Raw genomic sequence first — 16810 nt, forward strand, 5'->3', positions numbered from 1 at the left:
CCGCACGAGTGCTATCGTCCACCACTCCGATGACGCCCACTCGACGAATCTATGCCCGCTGCTACAGCCTGTTGCGACGCGTCCACCACCGACTCCTGCTCGGTCGGCCGATCACACGGCCCATCGAGGTCGCTCGCGGGCCACGTCGCGACCTCCTGCTGGACGCTCTCGCCCAGGAGCTGACGGCGTCGGGGATCTCCTTCACGACCGCCGGCAAGGTCAACCAGCTGCGCCCACGCCTCCACTTCCACATCCGGGACCGGGCGGCCGTCGTCGCCCTGCTCACGCGATCGCTGGACGCCGGTGGCTGCTCGGCCCTCTTCCAGCAGTGGCCGGCACCGCTGCGCCCGACGTCCCAGCTGGCCGGGACGGTCGACCGTGACGACCTGCTGCGGTTCGACGTGTGGATCCAGGAGAAGCAGGGGGTCTCCAGCGGCTCGGAGACCCGCAGCGTGGTCGAGATCGACTTCTGGCAGGAGTCGGTGAGCGCGCTCAAGGGAAGCGACTACGCCCAGGCTCCGCGGACCAACGACATCCTGACGGACGCGCGATGGAAGGCGTTCGAGGACGTCATCGCCCCACGGGGCGAACGACCGCGGTTCCTCGGCGACACCGACGCCGCTCCCGACCTGTACGGACGCGACTTCCCGATCGATGTCGTCTTCACGTGGGTCGACGACCAGGACCCGGCATGGCTCGCCGCCAAGGCAGCCCACCGGTGGGAGCCCGGCGATCACGAGGACCATCAGGGCCGGGCCGACCTGCCCGAGCGGTTCCGCAACCGCGACGAGCTGAAGTACTCGTTGCGCTCGATCGAGATGTTCGCGCCGTTCGTCCGGAAGATCTTCCTGGTCACGATGGACCAGACCCCGTCCTGGCTCGACGTCTCGCACCCGCAGATCGAGGTCGTGTCCCACCGTGACATCTACAGCGATCACGAGTCCCTCCCGACGTTCAACTCCAGCTCGATCGAGACCCAGCTCCACCACATCGAGGGCCTGGCCGAGCACTTCATCTACTTCAACGACGACATGTTCCTGGGCAAGCCGTGCTCCTGGGAGGACTTCTTCTTCGCCAACGGCATGATGAAGTTCTTCCCGGCCGGCCACTCGATCTCGGCCGACCTGATCAACTCCACGTCCGAGGAGTACCTCGTCGCGGACCGCAACGCCGTGGACCTGTTCCGTGAACACTTCGGGTTCGTCGTGCACAAGCAGATGAGCCACGTGCCCTACCCGGTCCGACGTTCCGTGCTGTACGAGCTGGAGGAACGCTTCCAGGCCGAGTTCGACGCCTGCCAGCGCGAGCAGTTCCGATCGCCGAACGACCTCCGGCCGATCGCGTTCATGGCCCCGCACTTCGGATTCGCCACCGGTCGCGCCGCGCCCGGCCGGCTCAGGCAGCGCTATCTCGCCCTGTGGAAGCCCGTGATCGACGAGCAGCTCGCCAATGTCCTCGCGAGCCGCAAGCACCACACGTTCTGCATCAACGACGCGGGAGTCCCGCCGGAGCGCGAGGCCGTCGTCGACGGGCTCGTCCGGACGTTCCTCGAGGCGTACTTCCCCCACCCGTCGTCCTTCGAGCTGGGTGCGTCATGACGCCCCACCCTAGGGTGGCAACCAACCAGATCACGCCGCGGGCGCACACCATGACCCGTCACGGCAATGAAAGTGGAGAGTGATGACAAGTTCAGCGGACAGCCGCCCGTCCCCGCCCCGTGCCGTCCACGGCGTGGTCCAGGTCATGACGGCCAGGAGAGCGGTGGGCTGGGTCGCCGGCGACGCCGAGCAGTTCCCGGTCCGGGTCGACCTGTGCCTCAACGACCTCGTCGTCATGACGACCTGGGCCGATCACCCTTCCCAGGTCAACACCAACGGCACCGCGAAGGGATTCCTGTTCGCGATCCGGGACCTGTGGTCCTACGTCAAGACGACCGACCAGGTCAGCTTCCGGGTCGACGGTGAACCCCTGCCGATCGCCGGCAAGGGCCTGTTCAAGCGCCGGGGCACCGACGGCGAGTTCGACGTCGACGACCTGCGGCGGAAGTTCGCCGAGGGATTCGTGTTCGACCGCTCGGGCCGCCTGCAGCTCTCCAAGAAGCTCGACACGCAGTGGCAGTCCGAGGTCATCAGCCTCTACGAACGCACGGCGGAGGTCGTCAAGGCGACCACCGGTTACGACATCTTCGTCTTCTACGGCAGCCTGCTCGGGCAGGTCCGCGAGGGCGGGTTCATCGGGCACGACAACGACTTCGACACGGCCTACGTGTCGAAGCACTCCGACGGCCCGACGGCGGCCGCGGAGCTCCGGGACGTGGCCTTCGCCCTCGTCGATGCCGGCATGGACGTGGAGTGCAAGTACTCCGCCCTGCACATCCACGACTCGGCCGATCCGCGCCTGCGGATCGACCTGTTCCACACGTACTTCGACGCCGATGACAACCTCGCGCTGCCGTTCGGGCGGGCCGGCGACCGCCCGTACCGCCGCGACGACTGGAGTGGCGTCACCAAGGGCACGATGGCCGGTCACGACGTCGCCGTCCCGGTCAACGCCGAGAAGCTCGTCGCTCACCTGTACGGGGAGAACTGGTCCGTGCCCCAGGCCGGCTTCTCGTGGGACGAGGCCAGGACCGAGCGGGACAGGACGGGTCTGGTCTCGCAGCCTGACCGCGAAGCCGTCTACTGGACCAACTTCTACGCCCGCCACGAGTTCACCTCGGGATCCACCTTCTTCGACAAGGTCAATGCCGTCAGCGGTCTCCCCGGGACCGTCCTGGACATCGGCTCCGGCGACGGGCGCGACAGCTTCGCGTTCGCCAAGGCCGGCCGACGGGCCATCGGGCTCGACCGTTCGGCCGTCGGGGTCGAGCACGCGACCAAGAAGTCGGAGCAGGCCGGCCTGAGCGACTTCCTGTCGTTCACCACGTGCGACGTGTCGGACGTGGCGAGCGTCCGCACCGCGATCAAGAACGCACGCGCCCAGGCGGACGGCGGCGCCATCCTGTTCTACCTGCGCTTCTTCCTGCACTCGATCCCCGAGGACGTGCAGGAGGGCCTGATGAAGGCGCTGGCCGACTCCGCCCGGCCCGGCGACCACCTCGCTGCCGAGTTCCGGACCGACGAGGACGAGGCGAAGGCCAAGACGTACGGCAAGCACTACCGGCGCTTCCAGAACGGGCCCGCGTTCGGCCGCTCCCTGAGCGAGCGTTTCGGGTTCACCGTGCTCGAGGAGCAGGAGGGCACGGGCCTCTCGGTCTACAAGGACGAGGATCCCGTGCTCTACCGCGTGATCGCCCGCCAGGGACCCGCTGCGAGCACTCCCCCGGCGCGGGGTCGTCGCTGGGGTCGTCGCGGCTGAGCGGCCCGGGCTCGGGTCCTGAGGTCAGAACCCGAGCTTGCGGAGCTGCTTGGGGTCGCGCTGCCACTCCTTGGCGACCTTGACGTGCAGGTCGAGGAACACCGGGGTGCCGAGCAGCTTCTCGATCTGTGAGCGGGAGTCGCTGCCGATCTGGCGCAGCCGGGTCCCCTGCTTGCCGATGATGATGCCCTTCTGGCTGTCCCGCTCGACGTAGACGCTGACCCGGACGTCGATCAGCGGCTTGTCGTCAGGGCGGTCGGCGCGCGGCACCATCTCCTCGACCATCACGGCGATCGAGTGCGGGAGCTCGTCGCGGACGCCCTCGAGCGCCGACTCGCGGATGATCTCCGCGATCAGGGTCTCCTCGGGCTCGTCGGTGAGCTGCCCCTCGGGGTAGAGCGCCGGTCCGGGCGGGAGCGTGCCGATCAGCAGGTCGGCGAGCAGGTCGATCTGCTCGTCGGCGACCGCCGAGACGGGGATGATCTCCTGCCACTGCAGCCCGGCGTCGGCGCCGGCCTGCTGGATCGCGAGCAGGTGGTCGCGGAGCCGGTCGGGCTTGACCAGGTCGGTCTTGGTCGCGATCGCGAACACCGGCTTGCGCCGGATCTGGGCCAGCTCCTTGATCAGGAACTTGTCGCCCTCGCCGACGCTCTCGTTGGCCGGCAGGCACATCCCGATCGTGTCGACCTCGGACCACGTCGACCGGACGAGGGCGTTGAGCCGCTCGCCCAGCAGGGTGTGCGGCTTGTGCAGTCCCGGGGTGTCGATCAGGATCAGCTGCGCGTCGTCGCGGTTGACCAGCCCACGGATCGCGTGGCGTGTCGTCTGCGGCTTGGACGAGGTGATCGCGATCTTGCCGCCGACCAGGGCGTTGGTCAGCGTCGACTTGCCGGCATTGGGTCGGCCGACGAAACAGGCGAAGCCCGAGCGGTGCTGTGCGGTGGAGCCGGCGCTCATGTCGTCCTCACCCGCACGACGGTGCCCGCCGGGTCGGCGAGGTAGACGCTGATGCCGTGGCCCGACACGTCGCGGACGGCCGTGCCGTTGACGAGCGGCTCGGGCACCATCTCGCCGACCAGCGCGGCGGCCTCGATGCCGGTCGCGCCGGAGGACACCGCCATCGCGACGGCCAGGTCGAGCGCGTCGACGCGGATCGACTCCAGCACGACGGTCGAGGCGACGTACGTACGACCGTCCTGGTCGCGAACCGCCGCGCCGTGCTCCGCCCGGGTGCGGGCCCGCGAGGTCCGCGCCAGGGTCACCAGCTTGGCGTCCTCAGGACTGAGATCCATGTTCCGTACCTTTTCCGTCGTCATGTGTTCGGTGGTCCAGCCGGCTCACGAGCACGTGACCGATGCGGTTGCGCCGACCCGAAGGACCTTCGGCCTCGAAACGTAGTCCCTCGACCTCGACGACGCTCCCCCGGATCGGCACCTTGCCCAGGTGCTTGGCCATCAGGCCGCCGACGGAGTCGACGTCGTCGTCCTCGATCGGGATGTCGAACAGCTCGTCCAGGTCGTCGACCTCGAAACGCGAGCTGACCCGCCAGCTGCCGTCGGCCAGCTGCTCGCGGGCCTCCGGCTCGGTGTCGTACTCGTCGGTGATCTCGCCGACGATCTCCTCGACGATGTCCTCGATCGTCACCATGCCCGACGTGCCGCCGAACTCGTCGACGACGATCGCGACGTGGGTGCGCTGTGCCTGCATCTCCTTGAGGAGGTCGTCGGCGGGCTTGGTGTCGGGGACGAACAGGCATGGCCGGGCGATCGACTCGACGCGTTCCACGGTCTCGGCGTCGTGGTTGTCGAACACCCGCTTGGTGACGTCCTTGAGATAGGCCATCCCCACGACGTCGTCGAGGTTCTCCCCGACGACCGGCATCCGGGAGTAGCCACTGCGCAGCGCCAGCGACATCGCCTGCCGCAGCGTCTTGTGGCGCTCGATGAACACCAGGTCGGTGCGCGGCACCATGACCTCGCGCACGATCGTGTCGCCGAGCTCGAAGACCGACTGCAGCATCTTGCCCTCGTCGGTCTCGATGACCGAGCTCGCGGCGGCCAGGTCGACCAGCTCGCGCACCTCGACCTCGGAGGCGAAGGGACCCTCGCTGAAGCCCTTGCCCGGGGTCACGGCGTTGCCGAGCAGGATCAGCAGCTGCGGGATGGGGCCCAGCAGCCGGGTCAGGCCGATGACCGGCAGCGCGGAGACCAGGGCGATCGCCTCGGCGTGCTGGCGGCCCAGCGTCCGCGGACCGACCCCGATCAGGACGAAGCTGACGATCGACATGATGGCGACCGCGACGGCGGACCGGCTCCAGAGCCCGTCCATGTGGTCGGCCACGACGAGCGCGACCAGCACGATGCTCGCGGTCTCGGCGATGACCCGCAGCAGCAGGACCGAGTTGAGATAGGCGGCGGGGTCGTCGAGGACGTGCGCGAGCCGCCCGGCGCCGGACCGGCCCTCGTCCTCGAGCTCCTCTGCCCGGGCCTTGGAGAAGGCCGAGATAGCCGCGTCGACGCTCGCCAACGTCCCCGCCAGGACGGCGAGGAGGACGGACAGAGCGATCGGCAACCAGGTCATCGGAGGGGTGTCACAGCTGCTCGGGGTCGGCGCCCGCGGCGGCCTGCTGCCACTCCAGCAGCAAGCGACCCTGGATGCCGAACATCTCCCGGTGCTCCTCCGGCTCGGCGTGGTCGTAGCCGAGGAGGTGCAGGATCCCGTGGACCGTCAGGAGGTCGACCTCGTCCTGGGTCGAGTGGCCGGCGGCCGGCGCCTGCTGCTCCGCGACCTGCGGGCACAGCGCGATGTCGCCGAGATAGCCCTCGGGGCTCTCGGCACCCTCGGTGCCGGGCGTGAGCTCGTCCATCGGGAACGACAGGACGTCCGTCGGCCCCTCCTTGCCCATCCACTGCTCGTTGAGCACCGCGATGGTGTCGGGCTCGACGAGCCGCAGGGTCAGCTCGGTGGCGGGGTGGAGGCGCATCCTCCGCATCGTGAAGCGGCACAACCGGGTCAGGCCGACGACGTCGACGTCGACCCCGGACTCATTGAGTACGTCGACGTTCACGTGAGTCCGTGCCCTCCTCGTACTCGCCATAGGCCGCGACGATGCGCCCGACCAGCTTGTGGCGGACGACATCGGAGGCCGTCAGGTTGGAGAAGTGGATGTCACGGACGTCGTCGAGGATGTCCTGGACGACGCGGAGCCCACTCCTGTCGCCCGATGGCAGGTCGACCTGCGTGACGTCGCCGGTCACGACCATCTTGGAGCCGAAGCCCAGCCGGGTCAGGAACATCTTCATCTGCTCGGGCGTCGTGTTCTGCGCCTCGTCGAGGATGATGAACGCATCGTTGAGCGACCGGCCGCGCATGTAGGCCAGTGGAGCGACCTCGATGACGCCGCTGGTCAGCAGCTTGGGGATCGACTCGGGGTCGATCATGTCGTGCAGCGCGTCGTAGAGCGGGCGGAGATAGGGGTCGATCTTCTCGCTCAGCGAGCCGGGCAGGAAGCCCAGCCGCTCACCGGCCTCGACCGCGGGCCGGGTCAGGATGATGCGGTTGACCTCCTTGGCCTGCAGCGCCTGCACGGCCTTGGCCATCGCGAGATAGGTCTTGCCGGTGCCGGCCGGACCGATGCCGAAGACGATCGTGTGCTTGTCGATCGCGTCGACGTAGCGCTTCTGGTTGACCGTCTTGGGGCGGATCGTGCGACCGCGGTTGGACAGGATGTTGAGGCTCAGCACCTCGGCCGGCTTCTCCTCCGTCTCGGTGCGCAGCATCGACACGCTGCGCTCGACGGTCTCACGGGTCAGGTGCTGGCCCGTGCGGACGATCGTGACGAGCTCGTCGAGCAGCCGCTCGATCAGCGCCGCCTCGGACGGTGCCCCGGTGACCGTGATGGTGTTGCCGCGGGCGTGGATCCGGGCGTCGAAGGATTCCTCGATGATGCGTAGGAACTCGTCGGCGGGGCCGAGCAGGGCGACGGCTGCGACGCTCGACGGAATCGTGAACGTGTGGGCCGGCGGGCCGGGCGTGAGGTCTGTGTCGTCAGTCATGTGGTGCCAATCGTACGCAATCGGCACGACAGCGGGCGAATTCGCTGATCGTCTTCAGCCCGGGGGCCAGGTCAGGTCGCGGCCGGCCAGGACGTGGCCGTGGACGTGGAACACGCTCTGCCCGGCGTCCGCCCCGGTGTTGAACACCAGGCGGTAGGCCTCGTGGCCGTCCCCGACCGCGATCCTCCGAGTCTCCACGAGCAGCGCGGCGGCCACGTCGGGAGCGGCGACCGCAAGCGAGGCGATGTCGGCGGCGTGCAGGCGCGGGACGACCAGGACGTGGGTCGGGGCCTGCCCGTTGAGGTCACGGAAGGCCACGGTGCGCTCGGTCTCCGACACGATCTCGGCGGGGATGTCCCCCGCCACGATCTTGCAGAACACACAGTCCGGGTCGGTGCCGCTCACGTGCATCCCCCATGGACTCCAGCTCGCAGGCTCACTTGAATGCGTCCTTGATCTTGCCGAACACGCCCTTGTGGTTGTTGGCCATCAAGGTCTCGGGGCGCTCCTCGTTGCGGAGCGCGGCGAGCTGCTCGAGCAGGACGCGCTGCTCGTCGTCGACGCGTGTGGGTGTCTCGACGACGACCTGCACCTTGAGGTCACCGCGACCCGGGCCACGCAGGCGCGGCACGCCGTAGCCCTTGATCGTCAGCGTCTCCCCCGACTGCGTGCCCGGTGAGACGTCGAGCTCGACGGTCCGCTCGTCCTCCGGGGTGTCGGCGACGTCGGCCTCGAGCGTCGGCAGGTCCAGGTGGGTGCCAAGGGCGGCCGCGGTCATCGGCAGCGTGATCTGGCAGAAGAGCTGATCGCCCTTGCGCTGGAACACGGGGTGCCGGGCGACGTTGATCTCGAGGTAGAGGTCGCCGGCCGGTCCCCCGCCGGGACCGACCTCGCCCTCGCCGGTGAGCTGGATGCGGGTGCCCTGGTCCACGCCCGCGGGGATCGTCACCGAGATCGAGCGCCGCGAACGGACGCGTCCCTCGCCGGCGCACTCGTGGCACGGATCCGGGACGACGCTGCCGTAGCCGTGGCAGGTCGGGCACGGGCGGGACGTCCGGATGTCACCGAGCAGCGACCGCTGCACGTGCTGGACGTCGCCGTGGCCGTGGCACGTCCGGCACATCTCGGGCTGCGAGCCGTTGGCCGCGCCGCTGCCCTCGCACGTCGCGCAGGTCACCGCGGTATCGACCTTGATCTCGTGGGTCGCGCCGAAGGCGGCTTCGGCGAGGTCGACGCTGAGCCGCAGCAGCGCGTCCTGACCGCGCTGCACGCGCGAGCGCGGGCCACGGCCGGCGTTCTGGCCGAAGAACGCGTCCATGATGTCATCGAAGTTGAACCCCTGACCGCCTCCGAAGCCGCCGCCGTTGTTGCTCAGCGGGTCGCCGCCCCGGTCGTAGGTCGAGCGCTTCTGCGGGTCCGACAGGACCTCGTAGGCGATCGTCACCTCCTTGAACCGGTCGGACGCGTCGGGGGCGTCGTTGACGTCGGGGTGGAACTGGCGCGCGAGCTTGCGGTAGGCCTTCTTGAGCTCTTCCGCGGTCGCGTCACGTCCGACGCCGAGTGTTGCGTAGTAGTCCTGTGCCATGGGTCCTTGGTGTCTCTCAGTTGTCGGCCAGCGTGCGGCCGACGTATCGGGCGACGGCGCTCACTGCGGCCATCGTTGCTGGATAGTCCATGCGGGTCGGGCCCACCGTGCCGAGGGTCGCGAGGGCCAGGTCGTCGGCACCGTACGCCGTCGAGATGACGGCGGTGCTCGCGAGGCGCTCGTGTCCGGTCTCGCTGCCGATGCGCACCGTGAGCCCACTGGTCGCCTCGCCGAGCAGCTTGAGCAGCACGACCTGCTCCTCGATCGCCTCGAGGACGGGCTTGATCGCGGTGTCGAAATCGCTGCCGAAGCGGGCCAGGTTGGCGGTCCCGCCGACCGCGATGCGCTCGTCGGAGCGCTCGTTGGAGAACGTCTGGGTGAGGGTCGTGACGATCGACGTCACGACCGGGCGGTCGTTGGCGTCGAAGGTCTGGATCAGGTCGGCGAGCCGCAGCGAGGCCTCGGGCAGGCGCTCGCCTATCGTCGCGTGGATGATGCGCGACCGGAGGCTCGCGATGAGCTCCTCGTCGAGGGTGCTCACGAGCTCGACGATGCGCTGCTCGACCCGGCCGCTGCTCGTGATGACGACCAGCAGCACCCGGGTCCCCTCGAGCGCCACGACCTCGATGTGGCGCACCGTGGAGCGGGTCAGGGAGGGGTACTGGACGATCGCGACCTGGTTGGTCAGCTGGGCCAGGACCTTGACGCTGCGCTGCACGACGTCGTCGACGTCGACCGCGCCCGTCAGGAACGTCTCAATGGCGCGGCGCTCGGCCGGCGACAACGACTTGACCGTCCCGAGCCGGTCGACGAACATCCGGTAGCCCTTGTCGGTGGGGATCCGTCCGGCGCTCGTGTGGGGCTGTGTGAGGTAGCCCTCCTCCTCGAGCGCCGCCATGTCGTTGCGGACCGTCGCCGGCGAGACCCCCAGCTGGTGGCGGTCGAGCAGCGAGCGGGAGCCGACCGGCTCCTGCGTCGCTACGTAGTCCTCGACGATCGCCCGGAGGACGTCGAGTCGTCGATCGTCAGACATCGCGTCCCCCTTCCATGAAGCCGGCTTCTCCAGCGCGTCGCTTTGGCACTCGCACCGGGCAAGTGCCAGTCTAGCGAGGTGGAGGCAACAGCAGCGATCGGATGGGACGACGGCACGTGGTTCGTCGTCGGCGTCGACGGCACCCGGGTGGGGTACGCGCCTCGTGCGGTGACCCTTCCGGACGGCACGATCGTCGCCCACGAGTCCCGCGGTGGCACGCTCTCGTCGGTCGCCGCGGTCGAGCACGAGCCGTTCTTCCTCGAGATCGCCCACCTGGGCGACGGACCGATCGGCGGCGAGCTCGTGATGACGGCCACCGGCCCGGCCAGCCACACCGTCATGGTCGGCGACCTCTGGACGGGCAAGCCGCTCACGACGGTGCCGAGGTCGTGGCCCGTCGCGGTCGACCTTGCCCTGGGCCTGACGACTGCCGAAACCCAGATCATCGCGGCCGACCGGGTCATCTCCCGCGACGAGCTCGAGGCCTTCCACCAGCGCCTGCTCGGGGCGCTCCATGGTTGACCGTTACGGCCAGGACGTCCTGTCCGGCGACTGGAAGAAGCCGCCGCGCGGCCGCTCCGAGGAGGTCGTCGTCGAGCGCGGCATGATCATCGAGGACGCGACGTCGGGCTTCTGCGGCGAGGTCATGGCCGTCGAGAAGGACCTCGGCATGATGATCCTCGAGGACCGCCGACTCAAGCGCCGCTCGTTCCCGCTGGGCCCCGGCTACCTGCTCGAGGGCAAGCCCGTCGTCCTGCGGCCGCCCAGCGCCGCGACGAAGGCGACCGCGACGCGTACGGCCTCGGGCTCGCGTGCCGTGGCGGGCGCCAAGGCGCGGGTCGCGCTGCCGAGCCGCATCTACGTCGAGGGCCGGCACGACGCCGAGCTCGTCGAGCGGGTGTGGGGCGACGACCTGCGGATCGAGGGCGTCGCGGTGGAGTACCTCGGCGGCATCGACGACCTGTCCTCGATCGTCGACGAGTTCTCCCCCGGCCCCGGCCGGCGCCTCGGCGTCCTGGTCGACCACCTCGTCCCCGGGTCGAAGGAGACCCGGATCGCCGAGCAGGTCTCCGGCCGCGCCCATGTGTTGGTCGTCGGCCACCCGTACGTCGATGTCTGGCAGTCGGTCAAGCCCGGCCGCCTCGGCATCGACGCATGGCCCGTGATCCCACGCGGGCAGGACTGGAAGCACGGCATCTGCCGGGAGCTGGGCTGGCCGCACACCGACCAGACCGACATCGCCCGGGCGTGGAAGCACATCCTGAGCCGGGTCGACTCCTATGCCGACCTCGAGCCGTCGTTCCTCGGCCGGGTCGAGGAGCTCATCGACTTCGTCACGGCTCCGTAAGGGCCTTGGCGGGGTTGGCATCCTCTGGTTGCCGAAGCGGTGACCTGGTCGCCCATCCCGCGGGCGGGCGGTGCGCTGATCGCCCTTCCAGTGATGGAGCGGTGCCACAGTCGCCCCATGCCGCCGGGATAGGCGACTCGCGCACCGCCGGCCGGTTGGGGGGCGTCGTCAGTCGGTCAGCTGGCGGACGACGGCGTCGGCCAGGAGCCGCCCGTCCCGGGTCAGCACGAGCCGGCCGTCGGTGACGGTCCCCAGGCCGCGCCCCAACACGTCGGGGATCGCCTCGCGTCCCGCGGGCGAGAGCGCGGCGAGGTCCAGGCCGGTCCGCAGCCGGGTCTCGAGCATGATTCGCTCGAGGTGGGCCGTCGCCGCGTCGATCGACTCACCGTCGTGCCGCGGGGACTCGCCGGCCGCGAGCCGCTGGGCGTACGCCGCGGGGTGCTTGACGTTCCACCACCGCTCGCCTCCGACGTGGGAGTGGGCACCGGGCCCGATGCCGAACCAGTCGTCGCTGTGCCAGTAGAGGACGTTGTGCCGGCACTGGGCCGCCTCGTCGCGGGCCCAGTTGGACAGCTCGTACCAGCCCAGGCCGGCCGCCGTGAACAGCTCGTCGGCCAGGACGTACTTGTCGGCCGTCTCGTCGTCGTCGGGCATCACGACCTCGCCGCGGTTGACCTTGCGGGCGAACGCCGTGCCCTGCTCGACGATCAGCGCGTAGGCGCTGATGTGGTCGGGCCCGAGCGCGATGGCCTGCTCGACGCTGGTGCGCCAGTCGGTCATCGACTCCCCCGGCGTGCCGTAGATCAGGTCGACGCTGACCTGGTCGAAGCCCGCCTCACGCGCCCAGCGGACGGCCTGCGGCACGCCGGCCGGGTCGTGCGTCCGGTCGAGCGTCGCCAGGACATGCGGCACGGCGGACTGGACGCCGAACGAGATGCGGTTGAAGCCGCCGGCCCGCAGCGTCGCCAGTGACTCGGGGGTCACGCTGTCGGGATTGGCCTCGGTCGTGACCTCGACGCCGTCCACCAGGCCGAATGACTCGTCGATCGCCCCGAGCAGCCGGACCAGGTCACCCGCCGGCAGCTGGGTCGGGGTGCCGCCGCCGAAGAACACGGTCTCGACGGGTCGCCGACCGACCTGCTCGGCTGCCAGGCGTACCTCGCCGATCGCGGTGTCGGCGTACGACTCCCGCGTCGCGCCGTCGCCGAGCTCGTTGGCGGTGTACGTGTTGAAGTCGCAGTAGCCGCAGCGGACCGAGCAGAACGGCACATGGACGTACATGCCGAAGGACCGCTCCCCCGGGTGGGTGAGCGGTCCTTCGGTCAGTGGCATCCTCTAAGCGTAGAAGCCGTCGAGGATCGCCTTGTGGTTGGCTTCCACGACATTGCGCTTGACCTTCATGCTGGGCGTGATCTCGCCGGACTCGATCGACAGGTCGTGGTCGAGGATCGCGAACTTCTTGATCGTCTCCCAGCGGTTGATCTTGGAGTTGAGCTCGTCGATCTGGCCCTGGATGACAGCCTGCATCTCGGGCGACTGGGTCACCTCGGCGTAGGACTTGCCCTCCATGCCGTGGTGCGAGGCCCACTCGGTGACGGCGTCGGGGTCGAGCGTGATCAGCGCGGAGCAGAAGTTGCGCTCGTTGCCGTGCACCAGGATCTGGCTCGTCAGCGGGCTGATGCCCTTGAAGATGCCCTCGATGTGCGGCGGCGCGACGTACTTGCCTCCCGAGGTCTTGAACAGCTCCTTCTTGCGACCCGTGATGTAGAGGAAGCCGTCCTCGTCGATCCGACCCTCGTCACCCGTGTGCAGCCAGCCCTCGTCCGTCAGCGACGAGGCGCTCTCGGTCTCCAGGTTGTGATAACCGCGCATGATGTGCGGGCCCTTGATCAGCACCTCGCCGTCGGCGGCGATCTTGGCCTCGCTGCCCGGGAACGCCTGGCCCACCGAGCCGAGCTTGAAGTTGTCGGGCTGGTTGACGAACGCGCCGGCCGAGGTCTCCGTGAGGCCGTAGCCCTCGAGGATCAGGACGCCTGCGGCGTGGAACCACTCCGCGATGTCGGGCGACAGCGCTGCGGCGCCGGAGATGAAGAAGCGGACCCGGCCGCCGAAGCGGTCACGGACCTTGGAGAACACGAGCTTGTCGGCGACGGCGAACTTGGCCTTGAGCACCGGCGAGACGGGCTTGCCCGAGCGGACCGCACGGGAGTGCGCGATGCCGACGCCCTCGGCCCACTTGAAGATCTTGAGCTTGGCGCCGCCCTCGGCCTCCGTCATGCCGACGATGCGGCCGTAGGCCTTCTCGAAGATGCGGGGGGCCGCGCCCATGAAGGTCGGCTTGACGATCGCGAGGTTGTCCACGATGCGCGGGACGCGGCCGTCGATCGCGGTCGGGAACCCGATCGCGAGCTGGGTCGTCAGCAGCACCTTGCCGAACGAGTGCGCCATCGGCAGCCACAGGAACTGCAGGTCGTCGATGCTGAGGGTGCCGGCGGCGACCATGACGTAGCCCTCGTACGTCCAGCCGTCGTGGCTCAGCCGGACGCCCTTGGGGCGGCCCGTCGTGCCGGAGGTGTAGATCAACGTCGCGAGCGAGTCGGGGCCGATCGCCGCGACCCGGTCCTGGATGACCGTCGGGTGCTCGGCGAGGTACTTCTCGCCGAGGCCGTCGAGGTCGGCCAGGCTGATGACCCAGTCGCCGTCGGTCGTGCCGTCGATCACGACGACCTTGCTGATCGAGGGCAGCTCGGAGTGCTTGGCGCGCAGCTTGGCGACCTGCTCGTCGTCCTCGGCGAAAACGATGCGGCTGTCGGAGTCGGCCAGGATGTAGGCCACGTCGTCGGCCATCGTCGTCGGGTAGACCGTCGTGGTCGCGGCGCCCGCGGCGTTGATCGCCAGATCGGCCAGGATCCACTCCATGCGGGTGTTGGAGGCGATCGCGACGCGCTGCTCCGCCTCGATGCCGAGGGCCACCAGGCCGGCGGCCAGGCGGGTGACCTTGTCACCCGTCTCGGCCCAGGTCAGCGACTGCCAGACCTCGTTCTCGTCCGGGTACCGGTAGGCCTCGTGCGATCCGGTCGCTGTGACGCGGTCGAAGAACATCGCCGCCACGCTGGGCGGGCGGTTCTCCACGATCGAGAGCTGTTCGGGGGTGACAACGTTGGCAGGCATGGGGCAGTCCTTCACGCGACGTACGGAGGGTATGTGGTGCGCATCACCCTAACCTACCTGCCGGTCACTTCACCCGGTCGTTGCGCGGTTCACCCAACCGCCGGCGGACGAACGACGCGATCCGGGGCTCGGCCGCCAGCCGCGGGACCAGGGCGCGCTCGGTCGTCAGCGCGCGGAACAGGAAGTCCACCGTCACCTCGTGGTCCCGCCGCTCGACGACCTCGATCGTGTCGCCGGCTCGGACGGCGCCCTCCTCGAGGACGCGCAGGTACGGTCCGGGGAGGCGGCCCTGCGTGAACCGCTTGACCCACCGGGGCTCGTCCAGGAAACCCTGGAACACCGAGCACGGGATGCGGACGCCGGCGATCTCGAGCAAGGCGCCACCGACCCGCCAACGGTCGCCCGCGCGAGCCTCGGACAGGTCGATGCCCCGGGTCGTGAGGTTCTCCCCGAACAGCCCGGCACCGAGCTCGCGCCCGAGCTCGGCCGACCAGGTGTCGAGGTCCTCGCGGGCGTACGCGTAGACGGCCTGGTCCGGGCCGCCGTGGTTGACGAGGTCGGCGATCTGGTCGCCGGCCAGCCCGAGCGTGTGGATCATCACACTGTCGTCGACCGGGCGCTTGTCGATCGCGCTCCGCCCGAGCTTGCCCCACGGCACGTCGACGGTCCGTCCGACGTTGACGGACTCGAGGAGGGCCACGCGGCTACTCCTTCTTGACGTCGCCGGTCGACAGCGCAGCGATGAAGGCTTCCTGGTGAGCCGACCGCTTGCGCCACCGGCAAGGTTGACGCGACGTAAGTGCCACGAGCTACTCCTTCTTGACGTCGCCGGTCGACAGCGCAGCGATGAAGGCTTCCTGCGGGACCTCTACCCTGCCAACCATCTTCATCCGCTTCTTGCCCTCCTTCTGCTTCTCGAGCAGCTTGCGCTTGCGGCTGATGTCGCCGCCGTAGCACTTGGCGAGCACGTCCTTGCGGATCGCGCGGATGTTCTCGCGGGCGATGACGCGGGCGCCGATCGCGGCCTGGATCGGGACCTCGAACTGCTGGCGTGGGATGAGCTCCTTGAGCTTCCCGGCCAGCGAGACACCGTAACCGTAGGCATTGTCGCGGTGGACGATCGCGCTGAACGCGTCGACGACCTCGCCCTGCAGGAGGACGTCGACCTTGACCAGGTCGGCCGCCTGCTCGCCGGTCGGCTCGTAGTCGAGCGAGGCATAGCCCTTCGTGCGGCTCTTGAGCGCGTCGAAGAAGTCGAACATGATCTCGCCCATGGGCAACGTGTACTTGATCTCGACGCGGTCCTCGGAGAGGTAGTCCATGCCGATGAGCTGGCCGCGCCGCGCCTGGCAGAGCTCCATGATGACGCCGATGTAGTCCGTCGGGCTCAGGACGGTCGCCCGGACGACGGGCTCGAAGACCTTCTCGATCTTGCCGTCGGAGGGGTACTCCGAGGGGTTGGTGACCGTGATCTCCTTGCCGTCCTCCATCTCGATCCGGTAGACGACGTTGGGGGCGGTCGAGATGAGCTCGAGGTTGAACTCGCGCTCGAGCCGCTCGCGGACGATCTCGAGGTGGAGCAGGCCGAGGAAGCCGATGCGGAAACCGAAGCCCAGCGCGCCGGAGGACTCCGGCTCGTAGACCAGTGCCGCGTCGTTGAGCTGCAGCTTCTCCAGGGCGTCGCGCAGCGTCGGGTAGTCGTCGCCGTCCATCGGGTAGAGGCCGGCGAAGACCATCGGGACGGGGCTCTTGTAGCCACCCAGCGGCTCGGTCGCGCCACGGATGTGGGACGTCACGGTGTCGCCGACGCGGGACTGGCGGACCTCCTTGACGCCGGTGATGAGGTAGCCCACCTCGCCGACCCCGAGGTCCGCGGCCTTGACCGGCTCGGGCGAGATCACGCCGACCTCGAGCATCTCGTGCACCGCACCGGTCGACATCATCTTGATCTTGTCGCGGTGCGACAGCTTGCCGTCGAACACCCGCACGTACGTCACGACGCCGCGGTAGGTGTCGTAGACCGAGTCGAAGATCAGCGCGCGCGGCGGCGCGTCGGGGTCGCCCTGCGGCGGCGGGATCTCGTCGACGATCAGGTTGAGCAGCTCCTCGACGCCCTGGCCCGTCTTGGCCGAGACCCGGAGCACGTCGTCGGGGTCGCCGCCGATGATGCCGGCGATCTCCGCGGCGTACTTCTCCGGCTGCGCGCCGGGCAGGTCGATCTTGTTGAGCACCGGGATGATGTCGAGGTCGGCGTCGATCGC

Annotated in this window: 16 protein-coding genes; 4 read left to right on the forward strand and 12 right to left on the reverse strand. The window is 69.1% G+C overall.

All coding sequences use genetic code 11. The features are described from left to right. Positions 1–29 precede the first annotated feature (29 nt). Together JWQ91_RS04435 and JWQ91_RS04440 are read left to right on the forward strand one after the other, a co-directional pair. Complete coding sequence (locus JWQ91_RS04435; protein WP_297781368.1) at positions 30–1598, forward strand: stealth family protein; 1569 nt, start codon at positions 30–32, stop codon at positions 1596–1598. An 82-nt stretch (positions 1599–1680) separates the two neighbouring features. Next, on the forward strand, positions 1681–3357 hold the full coding sequence (locus JWQ91_RS04440) for a methyltransferase domain-containing protein (RefSeq protein ID WP_297781370.1): 1677 nt from the start codon (positions 1681–1683) through the stop codon (positions 3355–3357). Between the two features lie 24 nt (positions 3358–3381). On the opposite strand, the gene era is transcribed toward JWQ91_RS04440, so the two are convergent. Genes era through hrcA form a run of 8 tightly spaced genes read right to left on the reverse strand, consistent with a single transcriptional unit; the run spans position 3382 to position 10030 of the window. Then, a complete protein-coding gene (gene era, locus JWQ91_RS04445; protein WP_297781374.1) occupies positions 3382–4314 on the reverse strand; it encodes a GTPase Era in 933 nt (310 codons plus the stop codon). Beyond that, complete coding sequence (locus JWQ91_RS04450; RefSeq protein WP_297781375.1) at positions 4311–4649, reverse strand: cytidine deaminase; 339 nt, start codon at positions 4647–4649, stop codon at positions 4311–4313. The genes era and JWQ91_RS04450 overlap by 4 nt, the downstream gene beginning before the upstream one ends. After that, positions 4633–5937, reverse strand: coding sequence for a hemolysin family protein (locus tag JWQ91_RS04455; protein ID WP_297781377.1), 1305 nt, complete (start codon positions 5935–5937; stop codon positions 4633–4635). Before JWQ91_RS04455 ends, JWQ91_RS04450 begins: the two co-directional genes overlap by 17 nt. Positions 5938–5947: 10 nt before the next feature. Next, on the reverse strand, positions 5948–6424 hold the full coding sequence (ybeY, locus tag JWQ91_RS04460; protein WP_297781380.1) for an rRNA maturation RNase YbeY: 477 nt from the start codon (positions 6422–6424) through the stop codon (positions 5948–5950). Beyond that, positions 6402–7412: a PhoH family protein gene (locus JWQ91_RS04465; RefSeq protein WP_297781382.1), complete on the reverse strand. Its 1011-nt coding sequence runs from the start codon at positions 7410–7412 to the stop codon at positions 6402–6404. Before JWQ91_RS04465 ends, ybeY begins: the two co-directional genes overlap by 23 nt. 54 nt (positions 7413–7466) lie before the next feature. Next, positions 7467–7817 (reverse strand): HIT domain-containing protein, encoded by a 351-nt coding sequence (locus JWQ91_RS04470; RefSeq protein WP_297781385.1) that lies wholly within the window; start codon positions 7815–7817, stop codon positions 7467–7469. Positions 7818–7848: 31 nt separating this feature from the next. After that, the gene (dnaJ, locus tag JWQ91_RS04475; RefSeq protein WP_297781387.1) at positions 7849–8997 is read right to left on the reverse strand and encodes a molecular chaperone DnaJ; all 1149 of its coding nucleotides are present in this window, start codon (positions 8995–8997) and stop codon (positions 7849–7851) included. A 16-nt stretch (positions 8998–9013) separates the two neighbouring features. Next, on the reverse strand, positions 9014–10030 hold the full coding sequence (gene hrcA / locus JWQ91_RS04480; RefSeq protein ID WP_297781389.1) for a heat-inducible transcriptional repressor HrcA: 1017 nt from the start codon (positions 10028–10030) through the stop codon (positions 9014–9016). Positions 10031–10108: 78 nt separating this feature from the next. On the opposite strand from hrcA, the gene JWQ91_RS04485 reads away from it, so the two are divergent. Together JWQ91_RS04485 and JWQ91_RS04490 are read left to right on the forward strand one after the other, a co-directional pair. Next, positions 10109–10552: a hypothetical protein gene (locus tag JWQ91_RS04485; protein WP_297781392.1), complete on the forward strand. Its 444-nt coding sequence runs from the start codon at positions 10109–10111 to the stop codon at positions 10550–10552. Further along, positions 10545–11378 carry a DUF3097 domain-containing protein gene (locus tag JWQ91_RS04490; RefSeq protein WP_297781394.1) on the forward strand — a complete coding sequence of 278 codons (834 nt, stop codon included), beginning with the start codon at positions 10545–10547 and terminating at the stop codon, positions 11376–11378. The genes JWQ91_RS04485 and JWQ91_RS04490 overlap by 8 nt, the downstream gene beginning before the upstream one ends. 168 nt (positions 11379–11546) lie before the next feature. On the opposite strand, the gene hemW is transcribed toward JWQ91_RS04490, so the two are convergent. The 4 genes from hemW to lepA form a co-directional block, all read right to left on the reverse strand. Further along, positions 11547–12710, reverse strand: coding sequence for a radical SAM family heme chaperone HemW (hemW, locus tag JWQ91_RS04495; RefSeq protein WP_297781397.1), 1164 nt, complete (start codon positions 12708–12710; stop codon positions 11547–11549). A 3-nt stretch (positions 12711–12713) separates the two neighbouring features. Beyond that, positions 12714–14549 (reverse strand): long-chain fatty acid--CoA ligase, encoded by a 1836-nt coding sequence (locus tag JWQ91_RS04500; protein WP_297781400.1) that lies wholly within the window; start codon positions 14547–14549, stop codon positions 12714–12716. Positions 14550–14613: 64 nt separating this feature from the next. Next, a complete protein-coding gene (locus JWQ91_RS04505; RefSeq protein ID WP_297781403.1) occupies positions 14614–15249 on the reverse strand; it encodes an MOSC domain-containing protein in 636 nt (211 codons plus the stop codon). A gap of 109 nt (positions 15250–15358) precedes the next feature. Beyond that, positions 15359–16810: translation elongation factor 4 (gene lepA, locus JWQ91_RS04510; RefSeq protein WP_297781406.1), on the reverse strand; the 1452-nt coding region annotated here is incomplete at its 5' end.

The organism is Aeromicrobium sp., assembly GCF_025965075.1.
GTDB lineage: Bacteria > Actinomycetota > Actinomycetes > Propionibacteriales > Nocardioidaceae > Aeromicrobium.

Excerpts from the sequence above, each read along its gene's own strand:
- dnaJ (WP_297781387.1), bottom strand. The coding sequence starts at position 8,997 with ATGGCACAGGACTACTACGCAACACTCGGCGTCGGACGTGACGCGACC.
- JWQ91_RS04465 (WP_297781382.1), bottom strand. The coding sequence starts at position 7,412 with ATGACTGACGACACAGACCTCACGCCCGGCCCGCCGGCCCACACGTTC.
- JWQ91_RS04455 (WP_297781377.1), bottom strand. The coding sequence starts at position 5,937 with ATGACCTGGTTGCCGATCGCTCTGTCCGTCCTCCTCGCCGTCCTGGCG.
- hemW (WP_297781397.1), bottom strand. The coding sequence starts at position 12,710 with ATGCCACTGACCGAAGGACCGCTCACCCACCCGGGGGAGCGGTCCTTC.
- JWQ91_RS04440 (WP_297781370.1), top strand. The coding sequence starts at position 1,681 with ATGACAAGTTCAGCGGACAGCCGCCCGTCCCCGCCCCGTGCCGTCCAC.
- era (WP_297781374.1), bottom strand. The coding sequence starts at position 4,314 with ATGAGCGCCGGCTCCACCGCACAGCACCGCTCGGGCTTCGCCTGTTTC.
- JWQ91_RS04500 (WP_297781400.1), bottom strand. The coding sequence starts at position 14,549 with ATGCCTGCCAACGTTGTCACCCCCGAACAGCTCTCGATCGTGGAGAAC.
- hrcA (WP_297781389.1), bottom strand. The coding sequence starts at position 10,030 with ATGTCTGACGATCGACGACTCGACGTCCTCCGGGCGATCGTCGAGGAC.
- JWQ91_RS04490 (WP_297781394.1), top strand. The coding sequence starts at position 10,545 with ATGGTTGACCGTTACGGCCAGGACGTCCTGTCCGGCGACTGGAAGAAG.
- JWQ91_RS04435 (WP_297781368.1), top strand. The coding sequence starts at position 30 with ATGACGCCCACTCGACGAATCTATGCCCGCTGCTACAGCCTGTTGCGA.
- JWQ91_RS04450 (WP_297781375.1), bottom strand. The coding sequence starts at position 4,649 with ATGGATCTCAGTCCTGAGGACGCCAAGCTGGTGACCCTGGCGCGGACC.